The 16,255-nt window shown below is 62.1% G+C and carries 10 protein-coding genes; 5 read left to right on the top strand and 5 right to left on the bottom strand.

Annotated elements, in window-relative coordinates; genetic code table 11:
* Positions 1-5 precede the first annotated feature (5 nt).
* Entirely contained in the window at positions 6-1,250 is a 1,245-nt protein-coding gene (locus tag VFL62_RS22280; protein WP_325174554.1) for an amino acid ABC transporter substrate-binding protein, read from the bottom strand.
* 338 nt (positions 1,251-1,588) lie between these two features.
* Between VFL62_RS22280 and VFL62_RS22285 the strand changes: the two genes are divergently transcribed.
* Entirely contained in the window at positions 1,589-2,695 is a 1,107-nt protein-coding gene (locus tag VFL62_RS22285; protein ID WP_325174555.1) for an SMP-30/gluconolactonase/LRE family protein, read from the top strand.
* Positions 2,696-2,775: 80 nt separating this feature from the next.
* Entirely contained in the window at positions 2,776-3,795 is a 1,020-nt protein-coding gene (locus tag VFL62_RS22290; RefSeq protein WP_325174556.1) for an SMP-30/gluconolactonase/LRE family protein, read from the top strand.
* A 70-nt stretch (positions 3,796-3,865) separates the two neighbouring features.
* Here the strand turns inward: VFL62_RS22290 and ppc are convergent, their stop codons facing one another.
* Positions 3,866-6,664 carry a phosphoenolpyruvate carboxylase gene (gene ppc, locus VFL62_RS22295; RefSeq protein ID WP_325174557.1) on the bottom strand — a complete coding sequence of 933 codons (2,799 nt, stop codon included), beginning with the start codon at positions 6,662-6,664 and terminating at the stop codon, positions 3,866-3,868.
* Positions 6,665-6,898: 234 nt separating this feature from the next.
* Between ppc and VFL62_RS22300 the strand changes: the two genes are divergently transcribed.
* Entirely contained in the window at positions 6,899-7,771 is an 873-nt protein-coding gene (locus VFL62_RS22300) for an SDR family oxidoreductase (RefSeq protein WP_325174558.1), read from the top strand.
* A gap of 30 nt (positions 7,772-7,801) precedes the next feature.
* Positions 7,802-8,785 carry a tripartite tricarboxylate transporter substrate binding protein gene (locus VFL62_RS22305; RefSeq protein WP_325174559.1) on the top strand — a complete coding sequence of 328 codons (984 nt, stop codon included), beginning with the start codon at positions 7,802-7,804 and terminating at the stop codon, positions 8,783-8,785.
* Positions 8,786-8,796: 11 nt separating this feature from the next.
* On the opposite strand, the gene VFL62_RS22310 is transcribed toward VFL62_RS22305, so the two are convergent.
* Positions 8,797-10,443, bottom strand: coding sequence for an NAD(P)/FAD-dependent oxidoreductase (locus VFL62_RS22310; protein ID WP_325174560.1), 1,647 nt, complete (start codon positions 10,441-10,443; stop codon positions 8,797-8,799).
* 151 nt (positions 10,444-10,594) lie between these two features.
* On the opposite strand from VFL62_RS22310, the gene VFL62_RS22315 reads away from it, so the two are divergent.
* Complete coding sequence (locus tag VFL62_RS22315) at positions 10,595-12,103, top strand: acetyl-CoA acetyltransferase (RefSeq protein WP_325174561.1); 1,509 nt, start codon at positions 10,595-10,597, stop codon at positions 12,101-12,103.
* A 145-nt stretch (positions 12,104-12,248) separates the two neighbouring features.
* On the opposite strand, the gene VFL62_RS22320 is transcribed toward VFL62_RS22315, so the two are convergent.
* Both VFL62_RS22320 and VFL62_RS22325 read right to left on the bottom strand, forming a co-directional pair.
* Positions 12,249-13,445, bottom strand: a complete 1,197-nt coding sequence (locus tag VFL62_RS22320; RefSeq protein ID WP_325174562.1) for an efflux RND transporter periplasmic adaptor subunit — start codon at positions 13,443-13,445, stop codon at positions 12,249-12,251.
* The coding region (locus VFL62_RS22325; protein WP_325174563.1) for an efflux RND transporter permease subunit at positions 13,435-16,255 on the bottom strand (2,821 nt) is incomplete at its 5' end. The genes VFL62_RS22320 and VFL62_RS22325, both read right to left, overlap by 11 nt.

Raw genomic sequence — 16,255 nt, forward strand, 5'->3', positions numbered from 1 at the left:
AACGTTCATGGACGCGGATAGACCGGCTTGCCGGTGGCGACCTCATGCGGATAGATCGACACAAATTTGAGATGGCCGTGGTCGTCCATCTCAAGCTGTCCGAGCGGCGTCAACTCGCCGATCTGGCCTCCCATCTCGTCGAGCGCAAACGGGCCGCACAGCGTCTTGAGCTGGCCAGACAGGCTGAACACGGCGCGGTGCAGTTCGAGCTGGTCGAGGCTGGTCGCCACCGACAACGCCTTCTCGATCACGAGCCCCGTGGTGTAGCCGGCAATCGCGTTGAGGCCGAATTCAAGCTTGCCGTCGGTATACTTCTTGTCCCACGCCGCCCGGTAATCCTTCAGATTCATGCCAAAGTTGACCGGATATTCCAGATCGGACGGCGGCACGTAGGTGAACACGTGTTCGAGACCCTTGTCGCCGACGTTCTTCTCGAGCAGTTCCTTCTCCAGGCCGGCATAGATCACAAACAGCATTTTGAACTTGACGCCGACATCCGCGACGTTGCGCAGGAAGGCGATGTCGTTCGGCGCATAGCCGAACGTAAACACCGCATCCGGCTGCGCATTGACGATGTTGTTGATGATGACGGTGTAGTTGCTGGTTTCGGTCGGCACGCCCTGATCGTAGACGATCTCGATCGGCAAGCCGGAATCCTTGATGAACTTGCGGAATGCGTTGGCCTGGGTGCCGGTGAATTCGTTGGTCGAGTAGAGAATGGCGATCTTCTTGATGCCGAGCGCCGGGCCGTCGTGGATCACGAAATCCGCGATCGGCTTCGGCCAGATGGTGGAGACCGGATCGGCCATCAGCGCGATATAGGGATTGTCCTTCGAAAAGAAGCTCGCGCCGGTACCGGTCTGGTCGAACAGGAACATCTTGTGGTCGCGCGCGATGGTGACGGCCGGCGCGGTCAGCACCGAACCCGAATCCGCCACCAGCAGGTCGACCTTATCCTGTGTGACAAGCTGATTATAAAGTGTCGATGCGGTTGCGGTATTGCTCTGATCGTCATAGGCGACGAGCTTCACCGGCAGCTTCTTGTCGAAGGCCTTCACATAGACGCCGCCGTCGGCATTTTTCAGATCAACCCATAGCTTGAGCGAGCTGTAGACCGGCATTGAGATCGAGGCGAACCGACCGGACGAGGCGTAGAGGGTACCGATCTTGATTTCCGACGGCGCATCCGCGGCATAGGCCTGGGCGATAAAGACCAACCCGGCAACCGCTGCGCCCAATACCCTCAACATAATGTCCTCCCGGCTTTTTTTAAAATTCTGCCGGACCATAGCCCGGGGGATCGCTGCGATACAAGCACCCTCACCTCAGCAATAAATATTAGGGAATAGGGACTTAGCGGGCTGCCCGGGAAGTCCATCCGTCTCGCATGGCGGAATGCGCGGCGGCGGGACGAACTTGCTTGGAACGCAGCATCGAAGCCGCCGTTGTGCGACACGCGGTCGCTCGTCAAGCACCCTTGCGATCTACGAACGGCAGGGCAGCCATTCATCGACCTGGGGTTGTCTCGCCTGCATTACGCCGGATTTCCGGCGGAGCTTTCGCGCGATAAGAAAATCCGGAGGAAAACATGACAAACAAACCACGCCTTCAAGACAAACTCGAAGGCGACGGCATCGATCGCCGTCACCTGCTCCGCGGTGCCGCGGCCGTTGCCGCGCTATCGGCCGTAGCCGGCGACGCCTCCGCGCGCAACTACGGGCGCGGTGCCGAGCCTGAGCGCTATCCCGATCCCGATATCGTCGTGATCGATCCCAAGCGCTTCAAGGCCAAGGTCGGCAATACCTCGATCAAGCGCCTGTACACGGGTTGTCTGTGGGCCGAAGGACCGGCATGGAATGCGCAGGGTCAGTATCTGGTCTGGAGCGATATTCCGGCCAACCGTCAGCTCCGCTATCTCGACGACGACGGCCATATATCCGAGCAGTTCCACAAACCGTCCAACGAAGCCAACGGCAACACCTTCGATTTCGAGGGCCGGCAGATCACCGCAGAGCGGACACGGCTGGTGCGGTTCGAGCATAACGGCTCGATCACCTCGCTCGCCGAGCAGGCCAACGGCAAGCCGCTGAACGGACCCAACGACATGGTCGTGCATCCCAACGATGGCTCGATCTGGTTCACCGATCCCGGCTACGGCGCCATCAGCATCTACGAAGGCCAGAAGGCCAATACCGGCTCGGTGCAGCCTTATCAGAAAGAGGCGGTCTACCGGCTCGATGCCAAGAGCGGCCAGTTGACGAAGGTGGCCGACGAGCCGTTCAAGCCGAACGGCATCGCCTTCAGCCACGACTACAAGAAGGTCTATGTCTGCGACACCGGCACCACGCATTATCCGGAAGCCAAGAACATCGTCTGGCAATACGACCTGAATGGCGACAAGCTGTCGAACCCGCGCACCCTGATCGATATGACGCTGGACGGCAAATCGGGATTCCCCGACGGTCTGCGCGTCGACACCGAAGGCAATATCTGGGTCGGCGCCGGATGGGTCGGCGACGGCTATGACGGCGTCCAGGTTTTCGCGCCGGACGGAGAGCGGATCGGCCAGATCCGCCTACCGGAAACCTGCGCCAATCTCTGCTTCGGCGGCAAGAAGCGAAACCGCCTGTTCATGGCCGCAAGCCAATCGCTGTATGCGGTCTATGTCGAAACGCAGGGCGCGCATAATTGCTGATGTCGGCCCTTTCGCGCTAGCTTGGACATTCGGGACGCCTCGCCGCGTCCCGAATGCGCCGAGACAAGTGCGGAGGAAAAATGACTGACGAGCGAGGGCCCCTTCATCGCGACTTCGGGCCCAACGCCCCGCCGCAGCGCTATCCCGATCCGGACATCGTCGTCATCGACCCCAAGCGCTTCAAGGCGAAGGTCGGCAATACCGCGATCAAGCGGCTCTTTACCGGCTGCCTGTGGGCCGAAGGCCCCGCCTGGAACGCGCAGGGCCAATATCTCGTCTGGAGCGATATTCCGAACAATCGCCAGCTTCGCTATCTCGAGGATGGCGGCGGATTTATCTCCGAGCACTTCCGCAAGCCCACCAACGAAGCCAACGGCAACACGTTCGATTTCCAGGGACGGCAAATCACCTGCGAGCGAACGCGCGTGGTCCGTTTCGAGCATGACGGATCAACGACGGTGCTTGCCGAGCGCGCCAACGGCAAGCCCTTGAATGGGCCCAACGACGTGGTGGTTCATCCCAATGACGGTTCGATCTGGTTCACCGATCCCGGCTACGGCGCCATCGTTCTTTACGAGGGGCAACGGACCACCGGCGGCGCGGTCCAGCCCTACCAGAAGGAAGCAGTGTATCGCGTGGATGCGCAGACCGGCGAAATCACGAAAGTCGCCGACGATGCCTTCAAGCCGAACGGCGTCGCTTTCAGCGCCGATTACCGCAAGGTCTATATTTGCGACAGCGGCATCACGCACTACCCGCAAGCCAAGAACGTGGTCTGGCAATACGATCTCGATGGCGGCAAGCTCTCAAAACCGCGCCCACTGATTGACATGGCGATGGGCGACAGATCGGGTTTCCCTGACGGTCTTCGCGTCGACACCGAAGGCAATATCTGGGTCGGCGCCGGATGGGTGGGCGAAGGCTATGACGGCGTTCAGGTCTTTGCGCCCGACGACGGCCAGCGGATCGGCCAGATCTGCCTGCCGGAATGCTGCGCCAATCTTTGCTTCGGCGGCAAGAAACGAAACCGCCTGTTCATGACCGCGAGCCAATCGCTCTATGCGGTCTATGTCGAGACGCAAGGCGCGCACAACTGCTGAAGAAGCGAATGGCGAGTAGCGAATAGCGAATGGAAATTTCCCTATTCGCTACTCCCTATTCGCCTATTTACTAGCCGCTGTTGCGCAAGCCCGCCGAAATGCCGTTGATCGTGATCTGGATGCCGCGCAGCACCTGCTCGTCGACGTTCTGCGCCCTGTGCTCCTTCAGAAGCTCGACCTGCACGTGGTTCAGCGGATCGATATAGGGAAAGCGATTGCGGATCGATCGCTCGAGCAGCGGATTGCTTTCCAACAGCCGGGTCTGACCGGTGATCTCCAATAGCTTGTCGATCGAGCATTGCCACTCCCGCCGGATGCGCTCGAAAATCTTTTCGCGAAGCGCGACATCGGGCACGAGTTCGGCATAGCGCGAAGCGATCGCGATCGAGCTTTTGGCCAGAACCATATCCATGTTCGACAGCAACGTTCGAAAGAACGGCCATTCCCGATACAGCTCTTTCAGGAAGCCCATGCCGCTATCGGGATTTTCCTTCAGCCATGCTTCGACCGCGCTGCCAAAGCCGTACCACCCCGGCAGCATCAGGCGGCATTGCGCCCAGCTGAACACCCATGGAATGGCACGAAGATCCTCGATCTCGCGCGTCTTCTTGCGCGAGGCCGGCCGGCTGCCGATGTTCAGCGTGGCGATTTCGGTGATGACGGTCGAGGCCCAGAAATAGTCGGCGAAACCCTCGGTCTCGTAGACCAGGCCGCGATAGGCCTTGAAGGCATGCGCCGACAATTGTTCCATCGCCTTCAGATATTCGGCACGCGGCGCGCTTTGCCTCGGGTGCAACAGGCTGGCTTCCAGCGTCGCGGCGGCCAGAACTTCGAGATTATCGAGGCCGACATCCGCATTGGCGTATTTGCTGGAGATAATCTCGCCCTGCTCGGTGATGCGGATCTGACCGTTCACGGCGCCGCCGGGCTGGGCGACGATCGCATCGTAGCTCGGGCCGCCGCCGCGGCCGACCGAGCCGCCGCGGCCATGAAAGAGCCGCAGCCGCACATGGTGCCGCTCGAAAACTTCGACCAGCCCGATCTCGGCCTTGTAGAGCTCCCAGCCCGAGGTGACGAAGCCGCCATCCTTGTTGCTGTCGGAATAGCCGAGCATCACCTCCTGCACCGCGCCGCGGCTGTCGACCAGCCTGCGATAGTCGTGCATCGACAGGATGCGATCCATGATGCCGCTTGAGGCCTGCAGATCCTCGATGGTCTCGAACAGCGGCACGATATTGATCGCGCTGCGGCCGGAGGGATCGACCAGACCGACCTCCTTCAGCAGCACCGCGACCTCCAGCATGTCGGAAACGCCCTTGCACATCGAGATGATGCACTGGGAAATCGCCTCCGTGCCGTATCTGGCATGGGCTTCGGCGGCGGCACGGAACACGGCGAGTTCGCCGACGGTCTCCTCGCTGTATTTGACGAAGGCCGATGTCAGCGGACGGGCGTTGCGGAGTTCGCTGGTCAAAAGCGCGATGCGCGCCTCCTCGCCCAGCGCGGAATAGGATTTTCCCGGCATTGCCGCATCGATCAATTCGGCGACCGTGCGCTCATGCACGGCCGAGTTCTGCCGGATGTCGAGCCGTGCTAGATGAAAGCCGAAGCAATCCGCGGCCCGCCTGAGGTGGCGCAAGCGGCCGCGGGCGATCACCCGCGAATTGTTTGCCGTGAGCGAACGGGCGAGAATGTCGAGATCGGCCTTGAATTCGGCGGCGCTGGCATAGGGTGCGGCCTCGCCCACCGCAGGCCGCGTGGTCTCGACCTCAAGCCGCGCGGCGGTCGCCGTCAACCTGGCAAAGATGCCGGAAACCGCCAGACGATACGGCTCACCGCTGCGATGCGGCGAGGTGTCGGGGGACTGTTCGGCAAGCGCCCGCAGGTCCTTGGAGACATCGGCAAGATGCGCGGCGAGCGAAAGCTCGGAGCCGAGGATATGCAGCTCGTCGAGATAGAAGCGAATGATTCGGCTCGACTGCATCTTCAGCGTACCGCGCATCACCTCGGCCGTGACAAACGGATTGCCGTCGCGGTCGCCGCCGATCCAGCTTCCCATCCTGAGGAAGGATGCCAGTTCGCCCTGAGCCACACCCTCCCCCTCGTTCAGCCGGTCTTCCAGACGGCAATGCAGCCGAGGGACCTCATACAGGAAGGTGTAGTCGTAGAAAGACAGGCCATTGGCGACCTCGTCGAGCACGGTCAGGCGGGTGCGGCGCAACAGATTGGTTTGCCACAACGTCAGGACGGCGCGCCGCAATTGTTCGTCGCTGGCCGAAAGCTCCTCCGGCGTAAGCTGGACCCGCTCGCGGCGGTCGAGAACGGCCGCGATCTCCATCTCGCGATCGATGGTGCTCTTGCGGCGGACCTCGGTCGGATGCGCTGTGAGGACCGGGCTGACCAAAGCGGAGGCAAAAAACTTGCGCAGGTTGGTCGCGGTAATGCCGGCCGCGCGCGCATCCAACAGCGTTCGCGCCAGCGTGCCCTGCCGCGGCGCTTCGCCGGCCTTCGAGCTTAGCCGCATCCGGCGGATGTTGTTCTGGTCCTCGGCGATATTGGCGAGGTGCGAGAAATAGCTGAAGGCGCGCACGATGCGCAGCGTCTGGCTGATCGACATGCTGTCGAGAATGAGCTCGAGTTCGCCCCTGGCCGCCGTATCATCGCCGCGATGAAACCGGATCGAGGTCTGGCGGATGCGCTCGACCAGGTCGAAAACGTCGGCGCCTTCCTGGTCACGGACGGTATCGCCCAGGATCCGCCCGAGCAGGCGGATGTCGTTTCGCAGGCGGACGTCTTCTTCGAGGGCGGCGTTTTCCTCGCTGCGGCCGGGGTCGAGCCCGGTTTCGGAAAGCACGATCTGAGAAGACATTGCGTAAAATGCTCCAAAGGCAGCCGGCCTCCTTTGAGTCGCAATTTTTGCGCCGCAGCGCAAGGCCAAGAAACGGGCGGGTTGCTTAGGGTTCGACGCAAGTCGAGCAGCGGATGCGGCCGAATGTGATAAACCGCCATAGCTGCATCGTGCCGTTTACGGCGCGACAGGCGCTTTACACGAAGGCCCGTCCGGTCTTAGTCGCCGACGACGGACGACAAGAAGGAACCCGTCATGTTCAGCGAAAAACTTCTCGCAAACCGCCGCATCCTGGTCACAGGCGGCGGCACCGGTCTCGGCAAAGCCATGGCCGCCCGCTTCCTTCAGCTCGGCGCCGAAGTTCACATCTGTGGACGCCGCAAAAGCGTCTGCGACGAGACCGCAACCGAACTGATGGACCTTCATGGCGGCCGGGTCACCAGCCATGGTGTCGATATCCGTAACGCGCTCGCGGTCGACGAAATGGTCGAACTGATCTTCAAGGACGCGCCGCTGACCGACCTGATCAACAATGCGGCCGGCAATTTCATCGCCCGCACCGAAGAGCTTTCACCGCGCGGTTTCGATGCGGTTGCCAATATCGTCATGCATGGCACGTTCTATGTCACCCATGCCGTCGGGCGGCGCTGGATCGCCAGCAAGCTGCCCGGCAATGTGGTGTCCATCACCGTCACCTGGGTCCGCAACGGCAGCCCCTATGTCGTGCCCTCGGCGATGAGCAAGTCGGCGGTCCACGCCATGACGATGTCGCTGGCCGCCGAATGGGGCCATTACGGCATCCGGCTCAACACGATTGCGCCGGGCGAAATTCCGACCGAAGGCATGAGCAAGCGCATCAAGCCCGGCGACGAAGCTGGCGCCCGCACCAAGGCGATGAATCCGATGGGCCGCGTCGGCACCATGGAAGAACTGCAAAACCTCGCGGTGTTCCTTATTTCGGGCGGCTGCGACTGGATCAATGGCGAGACCATCGCCATGGATGGCGGCCAGGCGCTCGCCATGGGCGGCAACTTCTATCAATTGCGCGACTGGTCCGACGCCGACTGGAACCAGGCCAAGGAAGCGATCAAGGCGCAGAACGAAAAAGACCGCGCCGCGCGCGGGTAAGAGGCGAGAACGCACGAACGGGGGAAGAAGATGCCGGGTCCTGGTCGGCTGCGCTTCGGACGGAGCATTTTTCTGCTTGCGCTGCTTCTGGCGACACTGCCTTGGCCCGCAAGCGCCGGCGATTATCCGGAGCGCACCATCAAGATCGTCGTGCCCTTCCCCGCCGGCGGGCCGACCGATGTGGCGGCGCGGCTGATCGCACAATCGCTCGCAACCAAATTCGGCAAAGGCGTCGTGGTGGAAAACCATCCCGGCGCCGGCGGCCGGATCGGCGCCAAGCTCGTCGCCTCCGCGACGCCTGACGGTTACACCCTGCTGCTCGGCGGCACCAACGTCAATGCGATCGGGGCGATCTTCACCGATCTCGGCTTCGATCCGGTCAAATCTTTTGCGCCGATTGCGGTGGTCTGCGTCGATTCGCTGGCGATTGCGCTCTCTCCGCGTGTGCCCGCTGATAACTTCAAGGACTTCGTGGTTTACGCAAAGGACCACCCCGGAAAACTCAAATACGGCGCCTCGCCCGGAATCTATACGCAATTCGCCGGCGAATATTTCAAGCTGAAGACCGGCACCGACATCCTGTTCGTGCCTTACAAGGGTGGCGCGCCGGCCGTGACCGATGCGCTCGGCGGTCATATTGAAATGGTCGTCAACAACAAGTCCAATCTCCTGCCGCAATTCAGGGACGGCAAGCTCAAGGCGCTCGCGGTCACGAGCAAGGAACGGTGGCCGGAATTGCCGCAAACCCCGACCATGCGCGAAGTCGGCATTCTTGGCTTTCCGGAGGAAGTTCTGTTCGGCCTGCTCGCCCCCGCCGGGACGCCGCAGGCGATCGTGATGAAGCTCAACAGCGCGGTGAACGAAGCGCTTCAGTCGGCCGACGTGCGAACCAGTCTCGACGGCATCGGCGTCGACGCGCGAGCTACAACGCCGCAAGAGTTCGCGGCCGCGCTCGATCAACAGGCCCGCGAATGGAAGCGCGTAATTGAGGAGACGGGCATTCAGGTCGAGTGAGGGCTACGACCCTACGCAACCCCTGCACGCTCTCCCCCCGTCATCGCAAAACCCCGATAGCCTTCGGCTGCGACCTCGTCGCAGATGCGGCGATAGGCGCCGACACCCCCGATATAGGGCATGAAGATCCGCGGCTTGCCCGGGATATTGGCGCCCATGTACCAGGAATTGGCCTGCGGATAGAGCGTCATCCCCGCCACCTCGTTGACATGCGCGACCCATTTCTCTTCGGCCTCGCACGAGGGCTCGATGATCCTGCGGTTTTGCTTGCGCATGAACGCGAGACAGTCGGCAATCCAGTCGACATGCTGCTCGATCGAGACGATCATGTTGGAAAGCACCGACGGGCTGCCGGGACCGGTAATGATGAAGAGATTGGGAAAGCTCTCGCTCATCAGGCCGAGATAGGTCTTGGGACCTGCAGCCCATTTCTGGTTCAAGGTCACGCCACCGCGGCCGCGAATATCGATCTTGGCGACCGAGCCTGTCATCGCATCAAAGCCGGTCGCCAGCACCAGCGCATCGATCTCGTAATCGGCACCGCCCGCGCGCACGGCATTGGGCTGAACTTCTTCGATACCCGCGGCACGAATATCGACCAGGGTCACGTTCGGCCGGTTGAACGTTGCGTAGTAATCCGTATCGACGCAGATGCGCTTGGTGCCGATCGGGTGATTGTCGGGTTGCAGCCTTTTGGCTGTTTCGCCATCCTTGACGATCTCCGCAATTTTCGAGCGGACGAAGTCGGCGGCGGTCTCGTTGGCGTCTTTATCGAGAACGAGATTGTTATAGGCGACCATGAACGTGAGTCCGCCCTTGAGCCAACGATCTTCATAGCGGGCTCGTCTTGCATTCTCGCCGTCGTCGAAGGCGCCTCGGTCGGGAAGTTCGGTATAGATGCCGTTGCGGGTATTCTCGCGGGCAAAGCGGCGGATCTCCGCATAGTCCTTGCGAAACGCATCGCGTGCGTCATCGCTCAACGGCGCGTTGCGGGCCGGTATCGAAAAGTTCGGCGTGCGCTGAAATACGTAGAGATGCTGCGCCTGCGCAGCGATCACGGGAATGGCCTGGATCGCCGAAGATCCGGTGCCGATCACCGCGACGCGCTTGTCCGTGAAGTCGACTTTCTGATGCGGCCAGTGGCCGGTGTGATAGATCGGCCCCTTGAAATCGGACAACCCCTTGATGTCGGGAATTCTGGCGTTGGACAGACATCCCGTCGCCAGCACGATAAAGCTCGCACGCACCAGGCGGCCGGTGGACGTTGCGATCGTCCATGTGCCGGTCGCCGCGTCGAACTCCGCGCGCTCGATCCGCGTGTTGAGCGAGATGGCCTCGCGCAGGCCGAAACGATCGGCGACGTGGTTGGCGTATTCGAGAATCTCCGGCTGCGACGCGTAGCGCTCGCTCCAATCCCATTCCTGCTGCAACTCCTGCGAAAACGAATAGGAGTACTGCATGCTTTCGACGTCGCAACGCGCGCCGGGATACCGGTTCCAGTACCAGGTGCCGCCGACGCCGCCGCCCTGTTCATAGACGTGAACTGAAAATCCGAGCCCACGCAGCCGGTGAAGCATATACATTCCGGCAAAACCGGCGCCAACCACCACGACGTCGAAGGTCGCCCCTCGGTCTGAAACCGACGCTTCGCCAGACATCAAGACACTCCCTCCAATTCGTTGAGCGAGAGCATTCTCCCGACGCGGCGAAATCGCAAGGGAGAAATGGCCGGATATTCTGCGTGGCGAAACGCGCATCCTTCTTCACGGCGTAACGACGTGATACATGCTGACAGGGAGGAAACCTGACATGAAATCCCCTCCATCCGCCGATCGCATTCCCGTCATCGTTGGCGCCGGCGAAATCACCGACCGTCCCAACGAAATCGTCGACGGGCTGGAGCCGCTGGCGCTGCTGGTCGAAGCGCTCAAGCGCGCGCAAGCCGACAGCGGCGCCAAGCTGTTGCACGAGATCGGTTCGCTCGACGTCGTCAATTTTTTGAGCTGGCGCTATCGTGAACCGGAAAAGCTGCTTTCGGCGCGGCTCGGCATCCAGCCGAGGCACGCTTATTACGGGCCGGTCGGCGGCGAAAGCCCGATCCGCTATCTGCACGAGGCGGCGCAGCGCATCGCGCGCGGCGAGTGCAGCATAGCTGCAGTCTGCGGCGCGGAAGCGCAGAGCACGGCAACGCGCGCCGAGCGGGCCGGCATCGCCCTGCCGTGGACGCCATTCGCCCATGATGTCGAGGAGCCCAAACGCGGTGCGGCCTATCAGAAGCCGCTGGCCGTCAAGCTCGGCGTATTCCGCCCGGTCAGCGTTTATCCCTTCTACGAAGCGGCGACATCAGCGCATTGGGGCCAGACCCCGCGCGAGGCGATGACCGAATCCGGCGCGCTATGGTCGGCCTATTCGCGCGTCGCGAGCAATAATCCGAATAGCTGGCTGAAGCGGAGCTTCACGCCAGAAGAAATCACGACGCCATCGGCCGACAACCGGCTGATCGCCTGGCCCTATACCAAACTCATGGTCGCCAATCCGACGGTCAATATGGGCGGTGCGGTCTTGCTGACGAGCCTCGCTAAGGCGCGCGCGGCCGGGATACCCGAAGACAAACTGGTCTACTTCGTCGGCGGTGCGTCGGCGGAGGAGCCGCGCGACTATCTCGAGCGCGACCAGTTCGTGCAAAGCCACGCGCAGGATGCGGTGCTGAAGGCGGCGCTGGGCCTGGCTGATGGCCGTGCCTTCGACGCGGTCGAGCTTTACAGTTGCTTCCCCTGCGTGCCGAAAATGGCGCGGCGAACACTCGGGCTTGGCTCCGATGTCACGCCGACCGTCACCGGCGGCCTGACGTTTTTCGGCGCACCGCTCAACACCTACATGACGCATGCGGCATGCGCGATGGTTCGCAAGCTCCGCGCTGGTGATGCCTCGCTCGGTCTGCTCTACGGCCAGGGCGGCTTCGTCACCAAGCACCATGCGCTGCTACTGTCGCGGCAGGCACCGTCTGAGCCGCTGGCGCAAGAGACCAGCGTTCAGCGCGAGGCCGATCGCTATCGCGCACCAGCGCCGCCGTTCGTAACGGAAGCTACCGGCCAGGGCATCATCGAGAGCTTCACCGCGCTCTATGGGCGCAACAACGAGATCGAGCACGGCGTGGTGATGCTGCGGACGGAGGACAACGCGCGTACACTGGCGCGCGTCCCCGCCACCGATCAGCAGACGCTCGCTTATCTCCTGAATATGGAGCGCAGTCCAATCGGCTCGTCGGGTGCGATTTCGCGCGCCGAGGATGGAATCTTGGAATGGCGGATGGGGTAACGTCGTGTCCCGGACGCGATGCAGGGTCTTCCGCGCTGCGCCGCAGAGCCGGGACCTACGACCATGCTATCCCGCCAATGTGGACCCCGGATCAGCAGCGCATCGTTTCACGCTGCGCCGCATCCGGGGCACGGCAGGAGCCGCTCTAACCCTTCTCGCCCTGCTTGGCGGTCGCGGTCGCCGGACGGCCCTTGGTGCTGACGACGCGAACCGGATCGCCGTCGACGATGCCGTCGGGCGGCGTGCTGATGACGCGGTCTTCGACCGTGACGCCGCCGGCTAGCTCGATGTCGCGGCCGAGGTCGCGCGCGATCGTGACCGGCTTGAACAGGATCTTGTTGTCGGGCGTCACGGTTGCCACGCGCAGGCCCTTCTGGTCGAAGATCAGAGCGCTGGAGGGAATGTGCAGAGGCACGTTGTCGCCGCGTTGAAGGACCAGCTTCACATTGGCAAAGCCGCCCGGCATCAACTCGCCGGCGATATTGTCGAGGCCAAGCTGCATCTGCGTCGTGCCGGAGGTGACGTCGACCGCTTGCGAAGACGCTTCGACGGTCGCCTCAAAGGACCGGGTCGGATACTCCGGCACGGAAATCTTTGCGTGGCCGCCAATCTTCACCATCGGCACGTAGGTCTGCGGCACGTTGACGTAGACGCGCAGCTTCTTGATGTCGGAAATGATGAACATCGGCGGGCCGCTGCCGCCGCCGGCGTTGATCAGCGCGCCGACGTCGGTGTTGCGTGCGGTCACGATCCCGTCGAACGGGGCGGTGATCTTCTTGTAGCCGGCGAGCGCCTCGAGCCGCTCCACATTGGCCTGGCTCGAATTGACGGCCGCGTTCTTGTTGGAGAGGTCGGCGGTGCGCTCGTCGATTTCCTGCATCGAAACGAAATTCGAGGCGATCAGGGTCTTGCGGCGCGCCAGCGTCACTTCCGAAAGCTTCGCGCTCGCCTGCTGATTGGCCAGATCGGCGCGCGCCTGCAAGAGTTGCTGGTCGAGATCCGGCGCATCGATTTCGGCGATCACATCGCCCGCCTTGACCCGCGCGCCGATATCGGCGCTCCAGCTCTTCAGATAGCCGTTGACGCGCGCGAAGATCGGGGCGCGGTAATAGGCTTCGAGACGGCCCGGCAGATCGATGGTTGCGGTCAACGCGCCCGGATCGGGATAGATCACGGCAACGGCCGGCACGGCCTGGTCGTCCGTCCATTCCTTCAGCTTGGCGTTGGTGTCCTCCCGCGCGCGGATGCCGCTGACGACCAGGGTCAGCGCACCGGCGACAGCGAGGACGGCGAAAATGCCCAGTTTTCGGCGAGAAACCGGCATGTGTGCTTCAGTGGGCATTCTCGGTCTCCGATTGGACGGCGGCTTTGGCGTCCTGCTTTTTGTGCAGCATACTAAAAACCACAGGAACGAACATCAACGTCGCGGCGGTTGAGAACAACAATCCGCCGATCACGGCGCGGCCGAGAGGCGCGTTGGCCTCGCCACCTTCGCCGAGCCCAAGCGACATCGGCAGCATGCCGATGATCATCGCGAGCGCGGTCATCAGGACCGGGCGGATACGCACGAAGCCGGCCTCGATGGCGGCGGCGACGGGATCGCCCAGTTCATCGTAGCGCTCGCGGGCAAAACTGATGACGAGCACGCTGTTGGCGGTCGCAACGCCCATGCACATGATCGCGCCGGTCAGAGCCGGAACGGACATCGTGGTATGCGTAGTAAACAGCATCCAGACGATGCCTGCGAGTGCCGCCGGCAGCGCCGTGATGATCACGAACGGGTCGGACCAGGACTGGAAGTTCACGACGATCAGGAAATAGACCAGCACGATCGCGCCGAGCAGGCCGAACAGCAATCCGGTGAACGAGCTGTTCATGGTCTGCACCTGGCCGGACAGCACGACCGTCGAGCCCTTTGGCACGTCCTTGGCGGTCGCCGCGATCAGCTTGTTGACGTCGCGGGCGACACCGCCGAGGTCCCGCCCCTGCGTGGTCGCGAAGATCTGCACCATCGGCTGAATGTCATATTGGGAAACCATCGCGCTCGACGTGGTGCGCGAAATGCTGGCGATGCCGCCGAGAATCGGCGCCTGCGCCGGCACGTTGGACGTGATCGGCAATGTTTGCAGCGCGCTTAAGGAATCGACCTGGTACTGCGGCGTCTGCATCACGACCGCATAGTTCACGCCGTTATCCGGATTGAGGTAATAGGTCGGCGCGACCTGCCCGCTGCCCGACAGGTTGACGGTGAGGCTGTTGACGACGTCGCGCTCGGTCAGGCCGACATATTGCGCCCGCGTCCGGTCCACATCGATGTTGAAGGTCGGATTCTTCGTCGACTGCTGAATGCGCGCGTCGGCGACGCCGGGAATCTGACGGATCTGCCTCAGCAGTTCGAATGCGTAGTCGAAGTTCGCGTTCAAATTGTTGCCGCGGATCTGCAAATCGATCGGTGCGGGTGCGCCAAAGTTCAGGATCTGGTTGACGATGTCGGCAGGAAGAAAAGCAAAACTCGTTCCGGGGAAAAGCCGAGGCAGTTCTTCCCGCATCGCCTTGATGTAGTTCTCCGTCGGCGGATGATCCTCTTTCAGCTTGATCTGGATGTCGCCGTCCTGCGGTCCCATCACGCCGGTATTGTTATAGGTCGTATTGATGCCCGAGATCGGCATGCCGATGTTGTCGGTCATGGTCTCGATCTGGTCCGGCGGGATGATCTTCTTGATCGCCTTCTGAATGTCCGCGAAGTGATAGGCGTTTTCCTCCAGCCGCGTACCGACCTGGCTGCGCACATGCATCAGGATCTGACCGGCATCGACCGACGGAAAGAAGTTCTGCCCTAGATAAGGAACCATCGCGAACGAGGCGATCACAAACGCCAGGAAACAGACCACGAAGGTCGGACGGTGGCGCAGCGCAAGTGTCAGCAGGTCGCGATAGCCGCTGCGGAACCGTTCGAATCCCGCCTCGAAGCCCCGCTGGAACATGACCAGCGGATTGCGTGTCGGCGGCAATGCCGCGCCGTGCTCGTGCTGGTGCGGCTTCAGGAGATACATCGCCATGGTCGGGACCAGCGTGCGCGACAGGATGAACGACCAGATCATCGCGAAGATCACCGCTTCGGCCATCGGCACGAACAGGAAGCGCGGAATGCCCTGCAGGAAGAACATCGGGATGAACACGATGCAAATGCAGAGCAGCGACACGAACGCCGGCACCACGATCTGCTGCGCACCGTCGAGGATCGCCGGGCGCACTTCCTTGCCCTGCTCCAGATGCCAGTTGATGTTCTCGATCGTCACCGTGGCTTCGTCGACGAGAATACCGACTGCCAGCGCGAGGCCGCCGAGCGTCATGATGTTGAGGGTCTCGCCGATCGCCGCCAGCATGATGATCGAACCGAACACCGCGAGCGGGATCGAGGTCGCAATGATGATTGTCGAACGCCAGCTTCCCAGAAACAGCAGGATCATGACGCTGGTCAGCACGGCGGCGATGACGCCTTCGCGCACCACGCCTTCGATAGAGGCGGCGACGAACACGCCCTGGTCGCCGACGAAGCCTATCTTCAGCGTATCGGGAAGCGAATCCTTGTAGGCAGCAGCCTTCTTCTTGATGCCGGCGATGATATCGAGCGTCGAGATATACCCGTTCTTCAACACCATCATCAGCACGGAGCGGTTGCCGTTGACGTGGACGACGTTTTGTTGCGGCGGATTGCCGTCGCGCACGGTGGCGACGTCGCGGATATAGACCGTGGCGCCGTTGACGACCTTGATCGGCAGGTCGCCCAGGTCGCCGGCCTTCAGCGGCGAGTTGTTGACCTGGATCACGTATTCGAAGCTGCCGATCTTCGAGGTGCCGGCCGGCTGAATCAGGTTCTGCGCGGCAAGCGCTGTGGCGACGTCCGCCCCAGACAGCCCCAGCGACTGCAGCTTCTGCGGATCGACGTCGATCTGGATCTGGCGCTGCTTGCCGCCATAAGGGTACGGAATGGCCGCGCCCGGCACGGTCACCAGCGGCGTGCGCAACTGATTGATGGCGATATCGCCGAGAATTTGTTCTGTAAGGCCCTCGCCCGATAGCGCGAGCTGGATGATCGGAACCGTCGAGGCGCTGTAATTGATGATCAACGGCGGCGTCGCGCCGGGCGGC

The organism is Bradyrhizobium sp. (genome assembly GCF_035701725.1).
Classification (GTDB): domain Bacteria; phylum Pseudomonadota; class Alphaproteobacteria; order Rhizobiales; family Xanthobacteraceae; genus Bradyrhizobium.

Coding starts and splice junctions, on each gene's coding strand:
- VFL62_RS22280 (WP_325174554.1), bottom strand. CDS start 1,250: ATGTTGAGGGTATTGGGCGCAGCGGTTGCCGGGTTGGTCTTTATCGCC.
- VFL62_RS22285 (WP_325174555.1), top strand. CDS start 1,589: ATGACAAACAAACCACGCCTTCAAGACAAACTCGAAGGCGACGGCATC.
- VFL62_RS22290 (WP_325174556.1), top strand. CDS start 2,776: ATGACTGACGAGCGAGGGCCCCTTCATCGCGACTTCGGGCCCAACGCC.
- ppc (WP_325174557.1), bottom strand. CDS start 6,664: ATGTCTTCTCAGATCGTGCTTTCCGAAACCGGGCTCGACCCCGGCCGC.
- VFL62_RS22300 (WP_325174558.1), top strand. CDS start 6,899: ATGTTCAGCGAAAAACTTCTCGCAAACCGCCGCATCCTGGTCACAGGC.
- VFL62_RS22305 (WP_325174559.1), top strand. CDS start 7,802: ATGCCGGGTCCTGGTCGGCTGCGCTTCGGACGGAGCATTTTTCTGCTT.
- VFL62_RS22310 (WP_325174560.1), bottom strand. CDS start 10,443: ATGTCTGGCGAAGCGTCGGTTTCAGACCGAGGGGCGACCTTCGACGTC.
- VFL62_RS22315 (WP_325174561.1), top strand. CDS start 10,595: ATGAAATCCCCTCCATCCGCCGATCGCATTCCCGTCATCGTTGGCGCC.
- VFL62_RS22320 (WP_325174562.1), bottom strand. CDS start 13,445: ATGCCCACTGAAGCACACATGCCGGTTTCTCGCCGAAAACTGGGCATT.